The 13,351-nt window shown below is 70.4% G+C and carries 11 protein-coding genes; 3 read left to right on the top strand and 8 right to left on the bottom strand.

Annotation, left to right across the window (positions count from 1 at the left end):
- Positions 1-23: 23 nt before the first annotated feature.
- From EDF28_RS04150 to EDF28_RS04130, 5 genes are all read right to left on the bottom strand, one after another.
- Positions 24-947: an ROK family protein gene (locus tag EDF28_RS04150; protein WP_207895507.1), complete on the bottom strand. Its 924-nt coding sequence runs from the start codon at positions 945-947 to the stop codon at positions 24-26.
- Entirely contained in the window at positions 944-2,632 is a 1,689-nt protein-coding gene (locus EDF28_RS04145; RefSeq protein WP_123937257.1) for an ABC transporter ATP-binding protein, read from the bottom strand. The genes EDF28_RS04150 and EDF28_RS04145 overlap by 4 nt, the downstream gene beginning before the upstream one ends.
- Positions 2,632-3,525 carry an ABC transporter permease gene (locus EDF28_RS04140; RefSeq protein WP_111085912.1) on the bottom strand — a complete coding sequence of 298 codons (894 nt, stop codon included), beginning with the start codon at positions 3,523-3,525 and terminating at the stop codon, positions 2,632-2,634. Before EDF28_RS04140 ends, EDF28_RS04145 begins: the two co-directional genes overlap by 1 nt.
- Before the next feature lie 55 nt (positions 3,526-3,580).
- Complete coding sequence (locus tag EDF28_RS04135; RefSeq protein ID WP_123294582.1) at positions 3,581-4,540, bottom strand: ABC transporter permease; 960 nt, start codon at positions 4,538-4,540, stop codon at positions 3,581-3,583.
- Positions 4,541-4,633: 93 nt separating this feature from the next.
- On the bottom strand, positions 4,634-6,430 hold the full coding sequence (locus EDF28_RS04130) for a peptide ABC transporter substrate-binding protein (protein ID WP_123937256.1): 1,797 nt from the start codon (positions 6,428-6,430) through the stop codon (positions 4,634-4,636).
- A gap of 216 nt (positions 6,431-6,646) precedes the next feature.
- Between EDF28_RS04130 and EDF28_RS04125 the strand changes: the two genes are divergently transcribed.
- The 3 genes from EDF28_RS04125 to EDF28_RS04115 are packed head-to-tail and all read left to right on the top strand — an operon-like array spanning position 6,647 to position 10,117.
- Complete coding sequence (locus tag EDF28_RS04125) at positions 6,647-7,831, top strand: ROK family protein (protein ID WP_123937255.1); 1,185 nt, start codon at positions 6,647-6,649, stop codon at positions 7,829-7,831.
- Positions 7,824-9,380: a M81 family metallopeptidase gene (locus EDF28_RS04120; protein ID WP_260154516.1), complete on the top strand. Its 1,557-nt coding sequence runs from the start codon at positions 7,824-7,826 to the stop codon at positions 9,378-9,380. The genes EDF28_RS04125 and EDF28_RS04120 overlap by 8 nt, the downstream gene beginning before the upstream one ends.
- Positions 9,377-10,117, top strand: coding sequence for a copper homeostasis protein CutC (locus EDF28_RS04115; protein WP_123937253.1), 741 nt, complete (start codon positions 9,377-9,379; stop codon positions 10,115-10,117). The genes EDF28_RS04120 and EDF28_RS04115 overlap by 4 nt, the downstream gene beginning before the upstream one ends.
- Positions 10,118-10,166: 49 nt before the next feature.
- Here the strand turns inward: EDF28_RS04115 and EDF28_RS04110 are convergent, their stop codons facing one another.
- The 3 genes from EDF28_RS04110 to EDF28_RS04100 form a co-directional block, all read right to left on the bottom strand.
- Positions 10,167-10,706 carry a hypothetical protein gene (locus EDF28_RS04110; RefSeq protein ID WP_123937252.1) on the bottom strand — a complete coding sequence of 180 codons (540 nt, stop codon included), beginning with the start codon at positions 10,704-10,706 and terminating at the stop codon, positions 10,167-10,169.
- A 2-nt stretch (positions 10,707-10,708) separates the two neighbouring features.
- A complete protein-coding gene (locus EDF28_RS04105) occupies positions 10,709-11,836 on the bottom strand; it encodes an XRE family transcriptional regulator (RefSeq protein WP_123937251.1) in 1,128 nt (375 codons plus the stop codon).
- A gap of 136 nt (positions 11,837-11,972) precedes the next feature.
- Complete coding sequence (locus tag EDF28_RS04100) at positions 11,973-13,313, bottom strand: ABC transporter substrate-binding protein (RefSeq protein ID WP_123937250.1); 1,341 nt, start codon at positions 13,311-13,313, stop codon at positions 11,973-11,975.
- Between the last annotated feature and the right edge of the window lie 38 nt (positions 13,314-13,351).

Raw genomic sequence — 13,351 nt, 5'->3', positions numbered from 1 at the left:
CCCGACCCGCCCCGGGTCCGTCGCTACGCCGGCTCGGCCTCGAGCACGAGCGCGCGCACCTGCGACGCGGCACCGAGCGCCACGGCGTCCGACCCGAGGGTCGACTGCGCCAACCGGATCGTCGCACCGCTCACCGGGGGCTCGGCCGCGATCGCCGCGGTGATGGCCGGTTCGAGCAGGTCCCACGACCGCGCGATGCCGCCGCCGATCACGATCGTCGTGACGTCGAGGATCCCCGCGGTGAGCAGGGCGGCGCGCGCCAGGCCCCACCCCGCGGCCTGGAAGACGGCAGCGGCGTCCGTGTCACCGGCGCGTGCGGCGACGGCGACGTCACGCGCCGACAGCCGCCGGCCGGATCGTTCGGCGTACCGGTCGGCGATGCCACGCGCGCCCGCGATCGTCTCGAGGTGTCCGATCTGTCCGCAGGTGCACAGCGCGTCACCGAAGCCCGGCACGTGGCCGATCTCACCGGCGGCGCCGCGCGGCCCCGCGAACAGCCGTCCGCCGAGCACGAACGCACCGCCGACCCCGGTGCCGAGGGTCATCCCGAGCACGTCGGACTCCCCCGCGACGGCACCGGTGGCGATCTCGCCGAGCAGGAACGCGTTCACGTCGTTGTCGAGCGTCGCCGGCACGCCGAGGGCGTCGTTGACCGCGCGGGTCACGCCGTAACCGGCCCAGCCGGTGAACGAGTTGCCCGTCACCAGGACGGTGCCCGTGGCCGCGTCGACCACGCCGGCCGCGCCCACCCCGACACCCGTCAAGGAGGCCCGGTGCCGGACGAGCAGGCCCGTCACCGCCCCGACGGCGGCCGTCACGATCGCCGCCCCGCCCGCGTGGGCGGGCGTCGGCAGGTCGACGCGGTCGATGACCTCGAGGTCGGGGGTCGTCAGGACGACCTTGGTGTTCGTGCCGCCGACGTCGACGCCGGCGATCACCCGGGTCACGCGGTCACCGCCGCGAGCGAGGCGAGACGCTCCGTCCGGCGCTGCCGTTGCAGGACGGGGTCGGGCACGGGTACGGCGGCGAGCAGGCGCCTGGTGTAGTCGGTCGTGGGGTGGAGCAGCGTCGTGCCGGTGGTGCCCTGCTCCTCGACGACGCCCTGGCGCATCACCACGACGCGCTCGGCGAAGTGCTGCACGACGGCCAGGTCGTGCGAGACGAACAGGCACGCGAACCCCAGGTCGTCCTGCAGTTCACCGAGGACCTCGAGCACGGTCTCCTGCACGCTGACGTCGAGCGCCGAGGTCGGTTCGTCGGCGACGAGCAACCGCGGCTCGAGCACCAGGGCACGGGCGAGCGAGACCCGCTGGCGCTGCCCGCCCGAGAGCTCGCGGGGTGCACGCGAGGCGAGGGACCGCGGCAACCGGACGGCGTCGAGCACCTCGTCGATCCGCCGACGACGGTCCGCCGACGACATCCCACGGCGGTGCACGGCGAGCGGTTCGGCGATGCACTCCGCCACGGACATCCGGGCGTCGAGCGAGGCCACCGGGTCCTGCAGCACGACGCCGATGCCAGCGCGGAGTGCACGGCGGTCACGGCCCTTCGCGGTCCGCAGGTCCTGCCCGAACAGCGACACCGTGCCGGACGTCGGCGTGATGAGCCCGAGCGCCACCCGGGCCGCGGTGGACTTGCCGGAGCCGGACTCGCCGACCAGGCCGACCGTCTCGCCCGCGTGCACGGCGATGTCGATCCCCTGCAACGCGTGGACGGCGCGCGCCCCGCGCCCGAACGTCACCGTGACGTCCCGCAGGTCGACCACCGGGGCCGCACCGGGCCTCCCGGCCGCCGCGTCAGCGGACCCCGCGTCGACCGGGGCGGCGGGACGGTCGCCCGCCACGTCGAGCCGCGGCACCGCGGCGAGCAGCCGCTTCGTGTACTCGTGCTCCGGACGGAGCAGGACGTCCTCGACGCTGCCGGTCTCGACGATCTCGCCCTGCAGCATGACCGCGACGCGGTCTGCGAAGTCCGCGACGACGCCCATGTTGTGCGTCACGAGCAGCACGCCCGTGCCGGTGTCGACGGCGAGCTTCCGGAGCAGTTCGAGGATCTCGGCCTGCACGGTCACGTCGAGGGCGGTCGTCGGCTCGTCCGCGATGAGCAGCTTCGGCGAGTTCGCGATCGCCATCGCGATCACCACGCGCTGGCGTTGCCCACCCGACAGCTGGAACGGGAACGACCGCGTGCGCGACCCGGGGTCGGGGATGCCGACGCGGCGGAGCAGGTCGACGGCCTCGGCCGCAGCCTGCGCGGCGGTGACCGTTCGGTGGTTCCGGATCACCTCGGCGATCTGCGCGCCGACCCGGGTGAGCGGGTCGAGGGCCGTCGCGGGCTCCTGGAAGACCATCGACACCGTCGAGCCCCGCAGAGCACGGAGCGACGGTTCGGGAGCACCGACGACCTCGTGACCGGCGACGAGCGCGCTGCCCGTCGCCGTCGCGTTGCCGGAGAGCAGCCCCATCGCGGCGAGCGCCACCGTGGACTTGCCGGAGCCGGACTCGCCGACCAGGGCGAGCGTCTCGCCCGGCGCGACCGTCAGGGACACGCCCCGCACGGCCGACACGGTACCGGACTCGGTGCTGAACGAGACGCCGAGGTCGGTCGTCCGCAGGATCGGTTCGGTGGTCATCAGCGGCCCCTCACGTCGAAGGCGTCCCGGAGTCCGTCGCCCACGGCGTTGAACGCGCAGACGATCAGGATCACGGCCAGACCCGGGGGCACGATGAGCCACCAGCGTCCGGAGTAGGCGGCGGTGAGTCCCGCCGAGAGCATGCCGCCCCAGTCCGTCGCGGGCGGCTGCACGCCGAGCCCGAGGTACGAGACGTAGGCGACGAGCAGGATCGCGTCGGCGACCTGGAAGGTCGCGGCGACGACGATCGTGGACACCGAGTTCGGCAGCAGGTGCTTGCCGATGGCGCGGGCGTGCGAGCCGCCGATCGCGCGCAGGGTGAGCACGTAGTCGCGGTTCTTCAGCGTCAGGGTCTCGGCGCGGATCAGGCGGGACGGCACCAGCCACGACACCAGCCCGAGGATCAGGATGAGCCCGGCGACACCGGGGGTCGTGATGGCCGAGATGACGAGCAGGATGAACAGCGCCGGGATCGCGATGCCCGCGTCGACGACGCGCATCATCAGCGCGTCGACCCAGCCGCCGACGTAGCCCGCGACCGAACCCCACAGGGTGCCGACGACCGTGGCCAGGACCCCGGCGGCGATGCCGACCATGAGCGAGACCTTGCCGCCGTACATCAGCCGGCCGAGCACGTCGTGGCCGACGGCGTCGGTGCCGAGCCAGTGCGCCGCGCTCGGACCCTGGTTCGCCTGCTCGAGCAGGGTGTGGGTCTGGTCGGTCGGGTACAGGAACGGCCCGACGAAGCAGAACAGGACGATGACGACGATCACGGCCAGGCCGATCACGGCGAGCGTGTTGCCGCGGAACCGGCGGGCGGCGAGCCGGAACCCGGTGGCCGCGACGGTGACGGGAGCGCCCGGTGCTTCGGGTGCCAGTTGTACGGCGCTCATGCGCGGCTCGCCTTCACGTCATGGGTGGACGCAGTGTCGATGATTGACGCGGCGGTCATGCGCGGCTCGCCTTCACTCGCGGGTCGATGAGGGACTGCGCGACGTCGGCGAGCAAGGTGCCGATGACGGTCGCGATGGAGATGACGAGGACGCAGCCGAGCAGCGTCGGGTAGTCCGACGACTGCGCCGCGTTCCAGAACAGGAGCCCCATGCCGGGGTAGTTGAACAGCTGCTCGGTGACGAGGGCACCGCCGAACAGCACGGGCAGGTAGTAGCCGAGCATCGCGACGACGGGCGTCAGCGAGTTCCGGAACACGTGCCGGCGCAGGATCGTCATCGTCGACGCACCACCGGCGCGGGCGGTGCGGACGTAGTCCTCCTGCAGGTTCTCGAGGGTCGAGGCCCGCATGTACCGGCTGAACACGGCGATCATCGCGAGCGCTCCGGTGACGACGGGCAGGACGAGCCCGGCGGGGTCCTGGAACACCTCGGCGAGCGTGGTGCCGCTCGGCGCCTGCGACGGCAGCCACGGCAGTTGCTGGCTGAACACGATGATCAGGATGAGGCCGAGGAAGAAGGCCGGCGTCGAGTAGAAGACGAAGGCCAGCGCGGTGGCGGCGTAGTCGACCGCGCCGTTGCGGCGGGCGGCCTGGAGCATGCCGACCGGGATCGCGATGACGAGGCCGAGGACGGCGGAGATGCCGGTGAGGACGAGGGTCTTCGGCAGGCGTTCCGCGATGAGCTGCGACACCGGTTCGTTGAGCGTGTACGAGGTGCCGAGGTCACCGGTGAGCAGGCGGCCGAGGAACCGCAGGTACTGCACCGGCAGCGCCTGGTCGAGTCCCTGCGCCTGGTTGAACGCCGTGATCTGCGCGGGCGTCGCGGAGACGCCGAGGACACCGCGGGCAGGTCCGCCGGGCAGCGCGTGCAGCAGGCAGAACACCACGATCGTGACGATGAGGATCACCGCGAGCGCCTGCAGGACGCGCCTGGTGAGGTAGAGAGCTGTGGTCATGCGGCTTCCGTCGTCTGGGTTGTTGCGTCGGAGCGGACGGGAGGCGCGGTGTGCGTCGGGCGCACACCGCGCCTTCCGTCCGTGGTCACGGTCCTACTTGTTCCACTTCCACTGGGCCGGGTGGAAGTTGGCGAGCGAGTCCTGGTCGAACCCGGACAGGCCCTTCTTGACGACCGAGATCTGGTAGTCGGGGCTCGGCAGCCAGATCACCGGCAGGTCCTTCGCGACCGCGGCGCTGTAGTCCTGCACGGCGGTGGCGTCGGTCGAGGTGGTGGTCGCATCGATGAGGTCGTCGACCTGCTTGTTCGAGTAGCTGCCGAAGTTCGCCGAACCACCGGTCGAGAAGAGCGACTCACCGGTCGGGTAGGCCGGGAAGTACCAGCTGCCCGCGGTGCCGAAGAACGACAGGTCCCAGTCGCAGCTGGCCTCGTCGCTCGTGCAGGTCGGGGTCTGCGAGAGCACGCTCGACACCGGCGCGGTCTTGATGGTGAAGCCGATGCCGGTCTTCGCGAGCGAGGACTGGATCGCGCTCATCATGTTGTCGGTCACGGTCGAGCCGGACTGCGACAGGACACCCATGGTGAACTTCGTGCCGTTCTTCACGCCCTCACCGCACTGGCTGTCGGACGTGCCGGGGTCGGTGCAGACCATCGTGCCGCCCTGCTCCTCCCAGCCGTGGCTGGTCAGCAGGTCCTTGGCCTTCGACGTGCTGAACGGGTACGGGTTGTCCTTCTGCACGTCGGAGACGTAGTCGGACTCCTGCGCCTGCGGGATCGGGCCGTAGGTCGAGGTGGCGGTGCCGTTGAAGACGACCTTCGACAGGGACTTCTGGTCGATCGACATCTGCACGGCCTGGCGGGCGTACAGCTGCTTGAAGACGGCGCCCATGTCCGGGTTGTTGAAGTTGTACGGCATGTAGGTGATGGCCCAGCCGGTCCACGGCTCGACCTCGTAGCCCTTCGCCGTGAACGAGGACTCCTGGTCCATGTCCGTGGCGTTGATGTAGCCGTAGTCGACCTCGCCGGAGCGGACCGCGTTCACCTCGGCGTCGGCCGTCGTGAACGGCAGCAGGTTGACGGTCGTGATCGAGGGCTTCTCGCCGCCGTCGTACTTCGTGTTCGCGGTGAGGGTCACCTTGCCGGCGGTGGTGAACGCCTTCACGCCGTAGGGACCGGAGATGGTCTTCCACAGGTCGTCGGTGGCGTAGTCGGAGATCTTGCCGGCCGCGGTGTTCAGGTACTTCCAGACCTGCTTCGCGCCGGCGGTGGTCTCGTCGGCGTCGGTGACCTTGGCGCTCGCGCTCGTCTTGTCCCAGGCGTGCTGCGGCAGCGGGATGATGTGGCTCAGCTGGTTGGCGAGCATCCAGTCCGAGTTGTACGCCTTGTCGAACGTGATCGTGAAGTGGGTGTCGTCGACGGTCTTGAACGAGGTCCAGTTGTCCGGCGCCTTGCCCTTCGAGTACGAGCCCCACTGGTCCTTGTTCGCCTTGATCAGGTTGAACCAGAACTCGACGTCGCGGCTCGTGATCGCCTCGCCGTCGGACCAGTGCCGGTCACCGAGGGTGATCTCGACGCTCTTGCCGTCGTCGGCGAACTCCGCGTCCGTGGCGACGGACCCGTCCTTGTTCCACGCGATCTTGCCGGTGGAGCCGTCGTACGCGACGAGCGGCTCGTACAGCGACTGCGCGATGGAGCCGTTGTTCGTGTTGAGGTGCGCGGCGGTGCCGATCGGCAGGATCCAGTTGGGCGTGAAGTTCGCAGGAAGGGCGTAGTCGATCTCGTCCGGATTCGCGTTCGAGGTGGCGGAACCGCCCCCGGAACATCCGGCGAGCAGGGCGCTCACGGCGATCGCTGCTCCGGTGAGGAGCGCCCAGCGGCGGGGCTTGGTCATGTGTGTCTCCTGGTGCGTGGGAGTTCTGGGGAGGTGGAGCACGCGTGCCGAGCGGCACGGACACAGTCAATGGCCAAAGCCGTTGGAAAAACAAACATCTTCGTGTAAAAACTGCGTTTCTGCCGTTTGGACGAAAGGGTGAACGGGCCGTTCCGCCGGTTAGGCTCCGGGTGTTCGGTCGGTTCGACCGTCGTTTCCCCCGGATTGGAGAAAGTCGTGACGGACCTCTCTGCTCGCGTCCTCGAACTCGTCGCGTCGGGTCAGGCCGCGAGTCGCACCGAGATCGCCACACTGCTCGGCGCCGCTCCGTCGACGGTGTCGCACGTCGTCACCCAGCTGCTGTCGCACGGGCTGCTCGCAGAAGAGGGCACCGACGTCTCGACCGGCGGGCGTCCCCGCAAGGTCCTCCGCATCGGCGGCGTCGACGAGTACGCGGTCGCCGCGGACGTCGGCGGCGGGCACGCGCGGGTCGGGATCGTGCTGCCGGGAGGCGCGCTCGAGTCGGTCGCGAACGTCCCGTTCGCACTCTCCGACGGTCCGACCGCCGGCCTGCAGCGACTGGCCGGCCTGCTCGAGCGGCTCGCCGACGACCGTGGCCGCGCCGGTCTACGCGGGGTCGGGCTCAGCCTGCCCGGTCCCGTCGACGTCGAGGCCGGTGTCGTCGACCTGCCGAGCCGGATGCCGGGCTGGAACGGGTTCCCGGTGGCCGCCTGGCTGTCCGACCGCTTCGGCCTGCCGACGATCGTCGACAACGACGCGAACTGCATGGCCGCCGGCGAGCAGAGCGTGCAGCCTCCGGGACGCCGGCAGACCATCACGATCAAGGCCGGATCGGCGATCGGCGCGGGCATCGTCATCGACGGCCGCCTGTACCGCGGGTCCACGGGTTCGGCCGGGGACATCACCCACGTGCGGATCGACGCCGCCGGTGACACCCCCTGCTCGTGCGGGAACACCGGGTGCCTCGAGACCGTCGCGTCCGGAGCTGCCCTGGTGCGGATCCTGTCGGGCGCCGGGGTCGACGTCTCCTCGACCGCCGACGTCGTCCGACTCGCCTCGGACGCCCACCCCGAGGCCACCCGTGCCGTGCGCCTGGCCGGTCGGTACCTCGGCGAGGTGCTCGCGGCCAACGTGAACTTCTTCAACCCGGACGCCGTCTACCTGGGCGGCATCCTCTCCACCCTCGACCCGTTCATCGCGGCCGTGCGCAGTCAGCTCTACGAGAGCTGCCACCCGCTCATGACGCAGCACCTGGCGATCGAGCCGGTGTCGCTCGGCGCCGATGCCGGGCTCGTCGGTGCCGGCCAGTTCGCACTGCAGCGGGGCCTCGCCGCCTCGCTCGAGGAGCTGTCCACCCCCATCCCGCAGTCCACCACCAGGAACAGGAGCGTCCGTGTCTGAGACCGTGCCCGCCACCCCCGCCGTCCCCGCCGGTGCCCGTCGTCCGGTCGTCGCCATCGCCGGACTGGCCATCGAGACGTCGACCTTCACCCCCACCCGCACCCACGCACCGGCGTTCCACCCGGACCGTGGCGACGAGGTCGTGGCACGGTACCCGTTCCTGTCCGCGATGTCGGACGCGGCGGACTTCCGCGGGGCGCTCATCGGGCACGCGCTGCCCGGCGGCATCGTGGACCGGGCGTCGTACGAGGAGCTCGCGGCCGAGATCGTCACGCGGCTGCGCGCGATCGTCGACGCCGAGCACGTGGACGGCCTCTGGTACGACATCCACGGCGCGATGGTCGTCGAGGGCCTCGACGACGCCGAGGCGGACCTGCTCGGCCGGATCCGTGCGGTGATCGGCCCGGACGTCATCGTGTCGGCGTCGATGGACCTGCACGGCAACGTCACGCGCGAGCTCGCCCACCAGGTCGACCTCGTCACGTGCTACCGGATGGCCCCGCACGAGGACGCCATGGAGACCAAGGAACGTGCCGTCCGGAACCTGGTCGACGTGCTCACCGCGCGTCCTGCCGGAGCGCAGCGCCCCGTGAAGGCCTGGATCCCGATCCCCGTCCTGCTGCCCGGCGAGCAGACCTCGACCCGCCTCGAACCCGCCGCCTCGCTGTACGCCCAGGTGCCGCTCGTCGAGCAGACCGACGGCGTGCTCGACGCCGCGATCTGGGTCGGCTACGCCTGGGCGGACCAGCCCCGCGACCAGGCCGTCACCGTCGTCACCGGGTGGGACGAGGCCGCCGTCGCCGCCGGGGCCGAGCGCCTCGCCCGTGCCTTCTGGGACGTCCGCGAGGACTTCGTCTTCGTCGCACCCACCGGCACGTTCGACGAGTGCCTGGCCGCCGCGCTCGCGCCCGGCGCCGCACACCCCTACTTCGTGTCCGACTCCGGCGACAACCCCACCGCGGGTGGCTCCGGCGACATGACCTGGGGTCTGACACAGGTGCTCGCGAACCCGGCCTTCGCGAGCGCCGACGGCCCCACCCTGATCTACGCGAGCGTCCCCGGCGCCGCCGCCGTGGCGACCGCGGTCGAGGCCGGTGTGGGTGCGACCGTCACGGTGGCCGCCGGTGCGTCGGTCGATGCCGTGCACGCCGGACCGATCACCATGACCGGGCGGGTCCACGCGGTCAAGCACGGCGACCGCGACGCCGAGACCGAGGTCGTGCTGCAGGTCGGCAGCGTCTTCGCGATCCTGACGAAGCTGCGCAAGCCGTACCACCACGAGCACGACTTCACCGACCTCGACCTCGCACCACGGCAGGCCGACGTCGTCGTGGTGAAGATCGGGTACCTCGAGCCGGAGCTGTTCGACATGGCCGCCGACTGGATGCTCGCGCTCACCCCGGGTGGTGTCGACCAGGACCTGCTCCGCCTCGGGCACCACAGGATCGAGCGGCCGATGTTCCCCTACGATCGAGTGTTCCCCGAGGCCCCGGACCTGACCGCCAGGATCATCCCGGCCTCGGACCAGCCACTCGGAGCCTCTGCATGACCCCTTCGCCCGTTGCACTCGAGATCGCGGTCACCTCGCCGCAGGGTGCGGTCGTCGCACGGGACGGCGGGGCCGACCGGGTCGAGCTCTGCGTCGGGCTCGAGCTCGGCGGGCTGACCCCGTCGCAGGCCCTGGTCGAGACGACCCACGAGACCGGGATCCCGGCGCACGCGCTGGTCCGGTGCCGCCCCGGCGGGTTCGTGCACACAGCCGACGAGGTCGAGCTCATGGTGCGCGAGGTCCGGACGGTCCTGCGCTCCGGTGCCGCCGGTGTCGTCGTCGGCGCGCTGCGCCCGGACCGGACCCTCGACGAGGACGCCCTGCGCCGCTTCGTCGACGCCGCCCGCTCGGTCAGCACGACCGCCGAGATCACCCTGCACCGGGCGATCGACCACGCGGTGGACCCCGTCGCCGCAGCAGCCACGCTCGCCGCCCTCGGGTTCACCCGCGTGCTGACCTCCGGCGGCGCTCCCACCGCCGGAGCCGGCGCTGCCACGATCGCGCGGATGGTCGACGCCGCCGGGCCGGTGCAGGTCATGGCCGGTGCCGGTGTCACCCCGGCCGACATCCGGGCGCTGGTCGCGACCGGTGCCGCCGCCGTGCACCTGTCCGCCAAGCGCCCAGCAGCGGGCAGCGCCCACGCCGGGGTCCCGATGGGCGGCGCCGACGACGGTTCCGCGCACTTCGTGACCGATGCCGAGGTCGTCGCGGCCGCGCGACGCGCCCTCGACGCCTGACACTGGTCTCAGAACAACTGCGCCAGCTCGCAGCGCGCCTCCGGTCCGATCACGACAGGTCGCGGGAGGACGTCGGCATCCTGAGGATCGGCCGATCGGCCTGCTCGATCGCGACGGCGATCGTGTAAGCCCGCTGCGCCGTCACCTCACCGAACGCGACGAGTTCCTCAAGGACAGCACGCGTGTCTCGAGTGACGATGCCCATGCGCCCGGCCACTCTGAGCGACCCGCCGTCCTCACTCATCCAGACGCTTCCCGCGAACTCCGCGCGGGTCCGGAGCAGGTGGAGCGTCTGACTCTCACCGAGGTGTTCGAGGGGCTTCTCGTCGCCACCGCCGAAGCGAGCCGTGCGCACCGCTTCGATCTGCAGCTGATCGACTACATCGCGGAACTCGATCGCCGGACCGAACCAGTCGTGGAGGTCCAGCCGGGCGAGGTTCGGAACATGGGCTGTGGAACGCTCGATCTCGAACGCAACGGCTTCCACAACCCTCCCTGCACCGTGGAGGCTGGCACGCAAGAGGTCGAGTTCGTCGACGGCAGCGAAGTTGCAGATCAGCGAGTTGTCCGGAAACCAGTGGAGCGCCACGATCAGTTCTCGGTCATGCCGGCTTCTGGGACCGGTGTCGATCCATCGTCCAGCGCGAAGAACTCCTCGGCATCCTGCGGTGCCCACCCAAGGAGCGTCGCGACGGGCTTCACCGTCGTGTCGCCGTCGCGGTAGGCATCGAGGGCAGCGTTGACGAGCAGCCAACTCGGACGTGGCTCCCCCGCAGCGTGCGACAGGTCGACGTACTCGGCCGCTTTCCCGAGCCGCATGTAGATCGAGCGAGCGCGCAGGCCGATCAGACCTGCTCGGTCGGTCTCGCCGATGTGCTTCTCGTTGAAGAGCCGCCATGCCATCGACTCGGGCGAGAGCTGGAAGTGCCCGACCAGCTCCGGGAACGCCGCTGCCGTCGAGCGCCCGCCGATCGCCGCGCTGAGTTCGTCCGCGGGGGCGAGGAAGGCCGCGGCGAAGCTGTTCGCGCGCCGCTCGACGTTCGAGCGCGCCGTCCCCATTCGTTCCTCGAGCATGCCCTGACGAGCATCACCGAAGGCGATGTGCGCGAGTTCGTGCGCGAGCGTGAACCGCTGACGCAGGGGCTGGTCGGTGGTCGCGAGGAGGGTCACCCGGCAGTGCGCGTCCTCGTACGAGAGACCGTCGATCCCCTCCGGCAGGTCGGTGACGACGACCATCACGCCGAAGACGCGTTCGATGGCCGAGATGAGATCGTGCGTCGACAGGCCGCCGAGCGGTCGACCGATCGCCGCGACGAAGCGACGCGCGAGCTCAGCCGCCTCCACCGTGTACCAGCTCGACCGTTGGGCGAGTTGCGGGAGCTCAGGCAGGACCAACGGGCGGTCGACCGCTGCGAGGCCACGAACGCCAGTGGCGAGGAGTTCGACCGTCCTCGCCCCCGCTTCGTCATCGACACCAGCGAGCCGGGCGCGCTGGGCGAACACCGGTCGGAACGGCTCACGTCCAGTGATCAGCCAATCGACGCTGCGACGGCCCACGTCGGCGATCCTGGCCAGTTCAAGGGAGGAGAACCGTCGCCGACCCGAGAGCGACTTCGAGAGTTTGCTCGCGTCGATGCCGATGGAGGCTGCGAAGTCCGCTCGCCCGAGGTCGACCGATGTGATGACGGCTTCGACACGTTGTTCCAGGGATCCGGCCATGTCGCTAGCGTACTTGCGATTATCGCAAACGGCAACACATCACATGCCGCGCTTGCCAGCGTGACCGAGCAACGGACAGGAGGCTCGGTGCCAGCTGGCACCGTGCCTCCCGTCCGCCGTCAGCGCGTCAGCGCTGTCAGCCCTTGACCGGGATCGACTGCGCCTTGAGCGCCGCCACCGTCTTGGACTGCCCGGACTCGAGTGCCTCGAGCAGCGTGCCGTCACCGGACGCCGCCGAGCCGAACCCGTCGGAGACGTCCGAGTAGGTCTGCGTCATCGTCGGACCCCAGGTGAAGGGCTGGATGTCCTTCGCCGCGGTCGCGAACTCCTCGTAGATCTTCTGGTTGCCGTAGAACGGGAGTCCCTCGGTCAGCGCGGGGAGCTCGGCGCCGGTGGAGGACGCCGGGTAGAGGTTGGCCTCCTTGTTCAGTGCGGACAGCGCCTCGGTCGAGGTGTTCAGCCAGACCAGGAACTTCGACGCCTCGGCGGGGTGCTCGCTGCCGGCGAAGACGACGTTCGACGAACCGCCCCAGGCGGCCGACTTCGACTCGCCCTCGCTCCACTGCGGCATCGGCGCGACGGCCCACTTGCCGGAGGTCGACGGCGCACCGCTCGAGATGGTGTTCGCACCCCAGACGGCGGAGACCCAGGTCCAGTCCTGGCCGCTGTCGTACGCGGCGTTCCACTGGTCGGTGAAGCTCGGCAGGGTGTTGACGAGCTTCTTGTCGATCAGGTCCTGCCAGTAGTCGGCGACCTTCTTCGACTTCGCGTCGGTCAGGTCGACCTTCCACGAGTCACCCGAGTTCGCGAACCACTGGCCGCCGGCCTGTGACACGAGCCCGGCGAACTGGTTGACGTCACCCTTGGCGAAGTTCGTGATGTTGCCGCCGAGCGCCTTGATCTTGACGGCGTCCTCGCCGTACTCCTCCCACGTCTTCGGGGCGTCGAGCCCGGCCTTCTCGAACAGGTCCTTGCGGTAGTACAGCGCCATCGGACCGGAGTCCTGCGGCACGGCGTAGACGGACTTCGACTCGCCGAAGGTGACCTGGTTCCAGAGGCCGTCGGAGAAGTCCTTCTTCGCCGCCGAGATGCCGGAGCACGCACCGATGTCCTCGAGGCCGCCCTGCACCCGGAAGGCCGGCAGGGTGTCGTACTCGACCTGGCCGATGTCGGGCGCCTGCTTCGCCTTGAGCTGGTTGAAGAAGTTCTGGTACGTCCCGCTGTTGCCGTTCGCGACGATCGAGGTCTTCACCTGGATGTCCGGGTTCGCCTTGTTCCAGATGGCGACGACCTTGTCCATGTTCGGCACCCAGGTCGTGAAGTCGAGCGTGACCTTGCCGCTCGAGGGCTTGCAGCTCGCGGCTGCAGTGTCGGAGGAACTGCCGCCGCTGCCGCTGCCGCCGGCGCTGCAGCCGGCGAGGGCGACGGTCGCGGCGACCGCCAGGGCGGCGACGCTGAGGAACTTCGTTGTCTTCATGCTGTTTCCGTTCGGGATGTGGTGTGGGGAGGGCTGGT

Origin of the sequence: Curtobacterium sp. PhB137 (assembly GCF_003814955.1) — a bacterium.
Taxonomy (GTDB): Bacteria; Actinomycetota; Actinomycetes; order Actinomycetales; family Microbacteriaceae; genus Curtobacterium.
The sequence above is the reverse complement of the archived record's forward strand: the minus strand, read 5'-3'. Positions and strand labels throughout refer to the sequence as shown.

Coding starts and splice junctions, on each gene's coding strand:
- EDF28_RS04100 (WP_123937250.1), bottom strand. CDS start 13,313: ATGAAGACAACGAAGTTCCTCAGCGTCGCCGCCCTGGCGGTCGCCGCG.
- EDF28_RS04105 (WP_123937251.1), bottom strand. CDS start 11,836: ATGGCCGGATCCCTGGAACAACGTGTCGAAGCCGTCATCACATCGGTC.
- EDF28_RS04145 (WP_123937257.1), bottom strand. CDS start 2,632: ATGACCACCGAACCGATCCTGCGGACGACCGACCTCGGCGTCTCGTTC.
- EDF28_RS04140 (WP_111085912.1), bottom strand. CDS start 3,525: ATGAGCGCCGTACAACTGGCACCCGAAGCACCGGGCGCTCCCGTCACC.
- EDF28_RS04115 (WP_123937253.1), top strand. CDS start 9,377: ATGACCCCTTCGCCCGTTGCACTCGAGATCGCGGTCACCTCGCCGCAG.
- EDF28_RS04130 (WP_123937256.1), bottom strand. CDS start 6,430: ATGACCAAGCCCCGCCGCTGGGCGCTCCTCACCGGAGCAGCGATCGCC.
- EDF28_RS04135 (WP_123294582.1), bottom strand. CDS start 4,540: ATGACCACAGCTCTCTACCTCACCAGGCGCGTCCTGCAGGCGCTCGCG.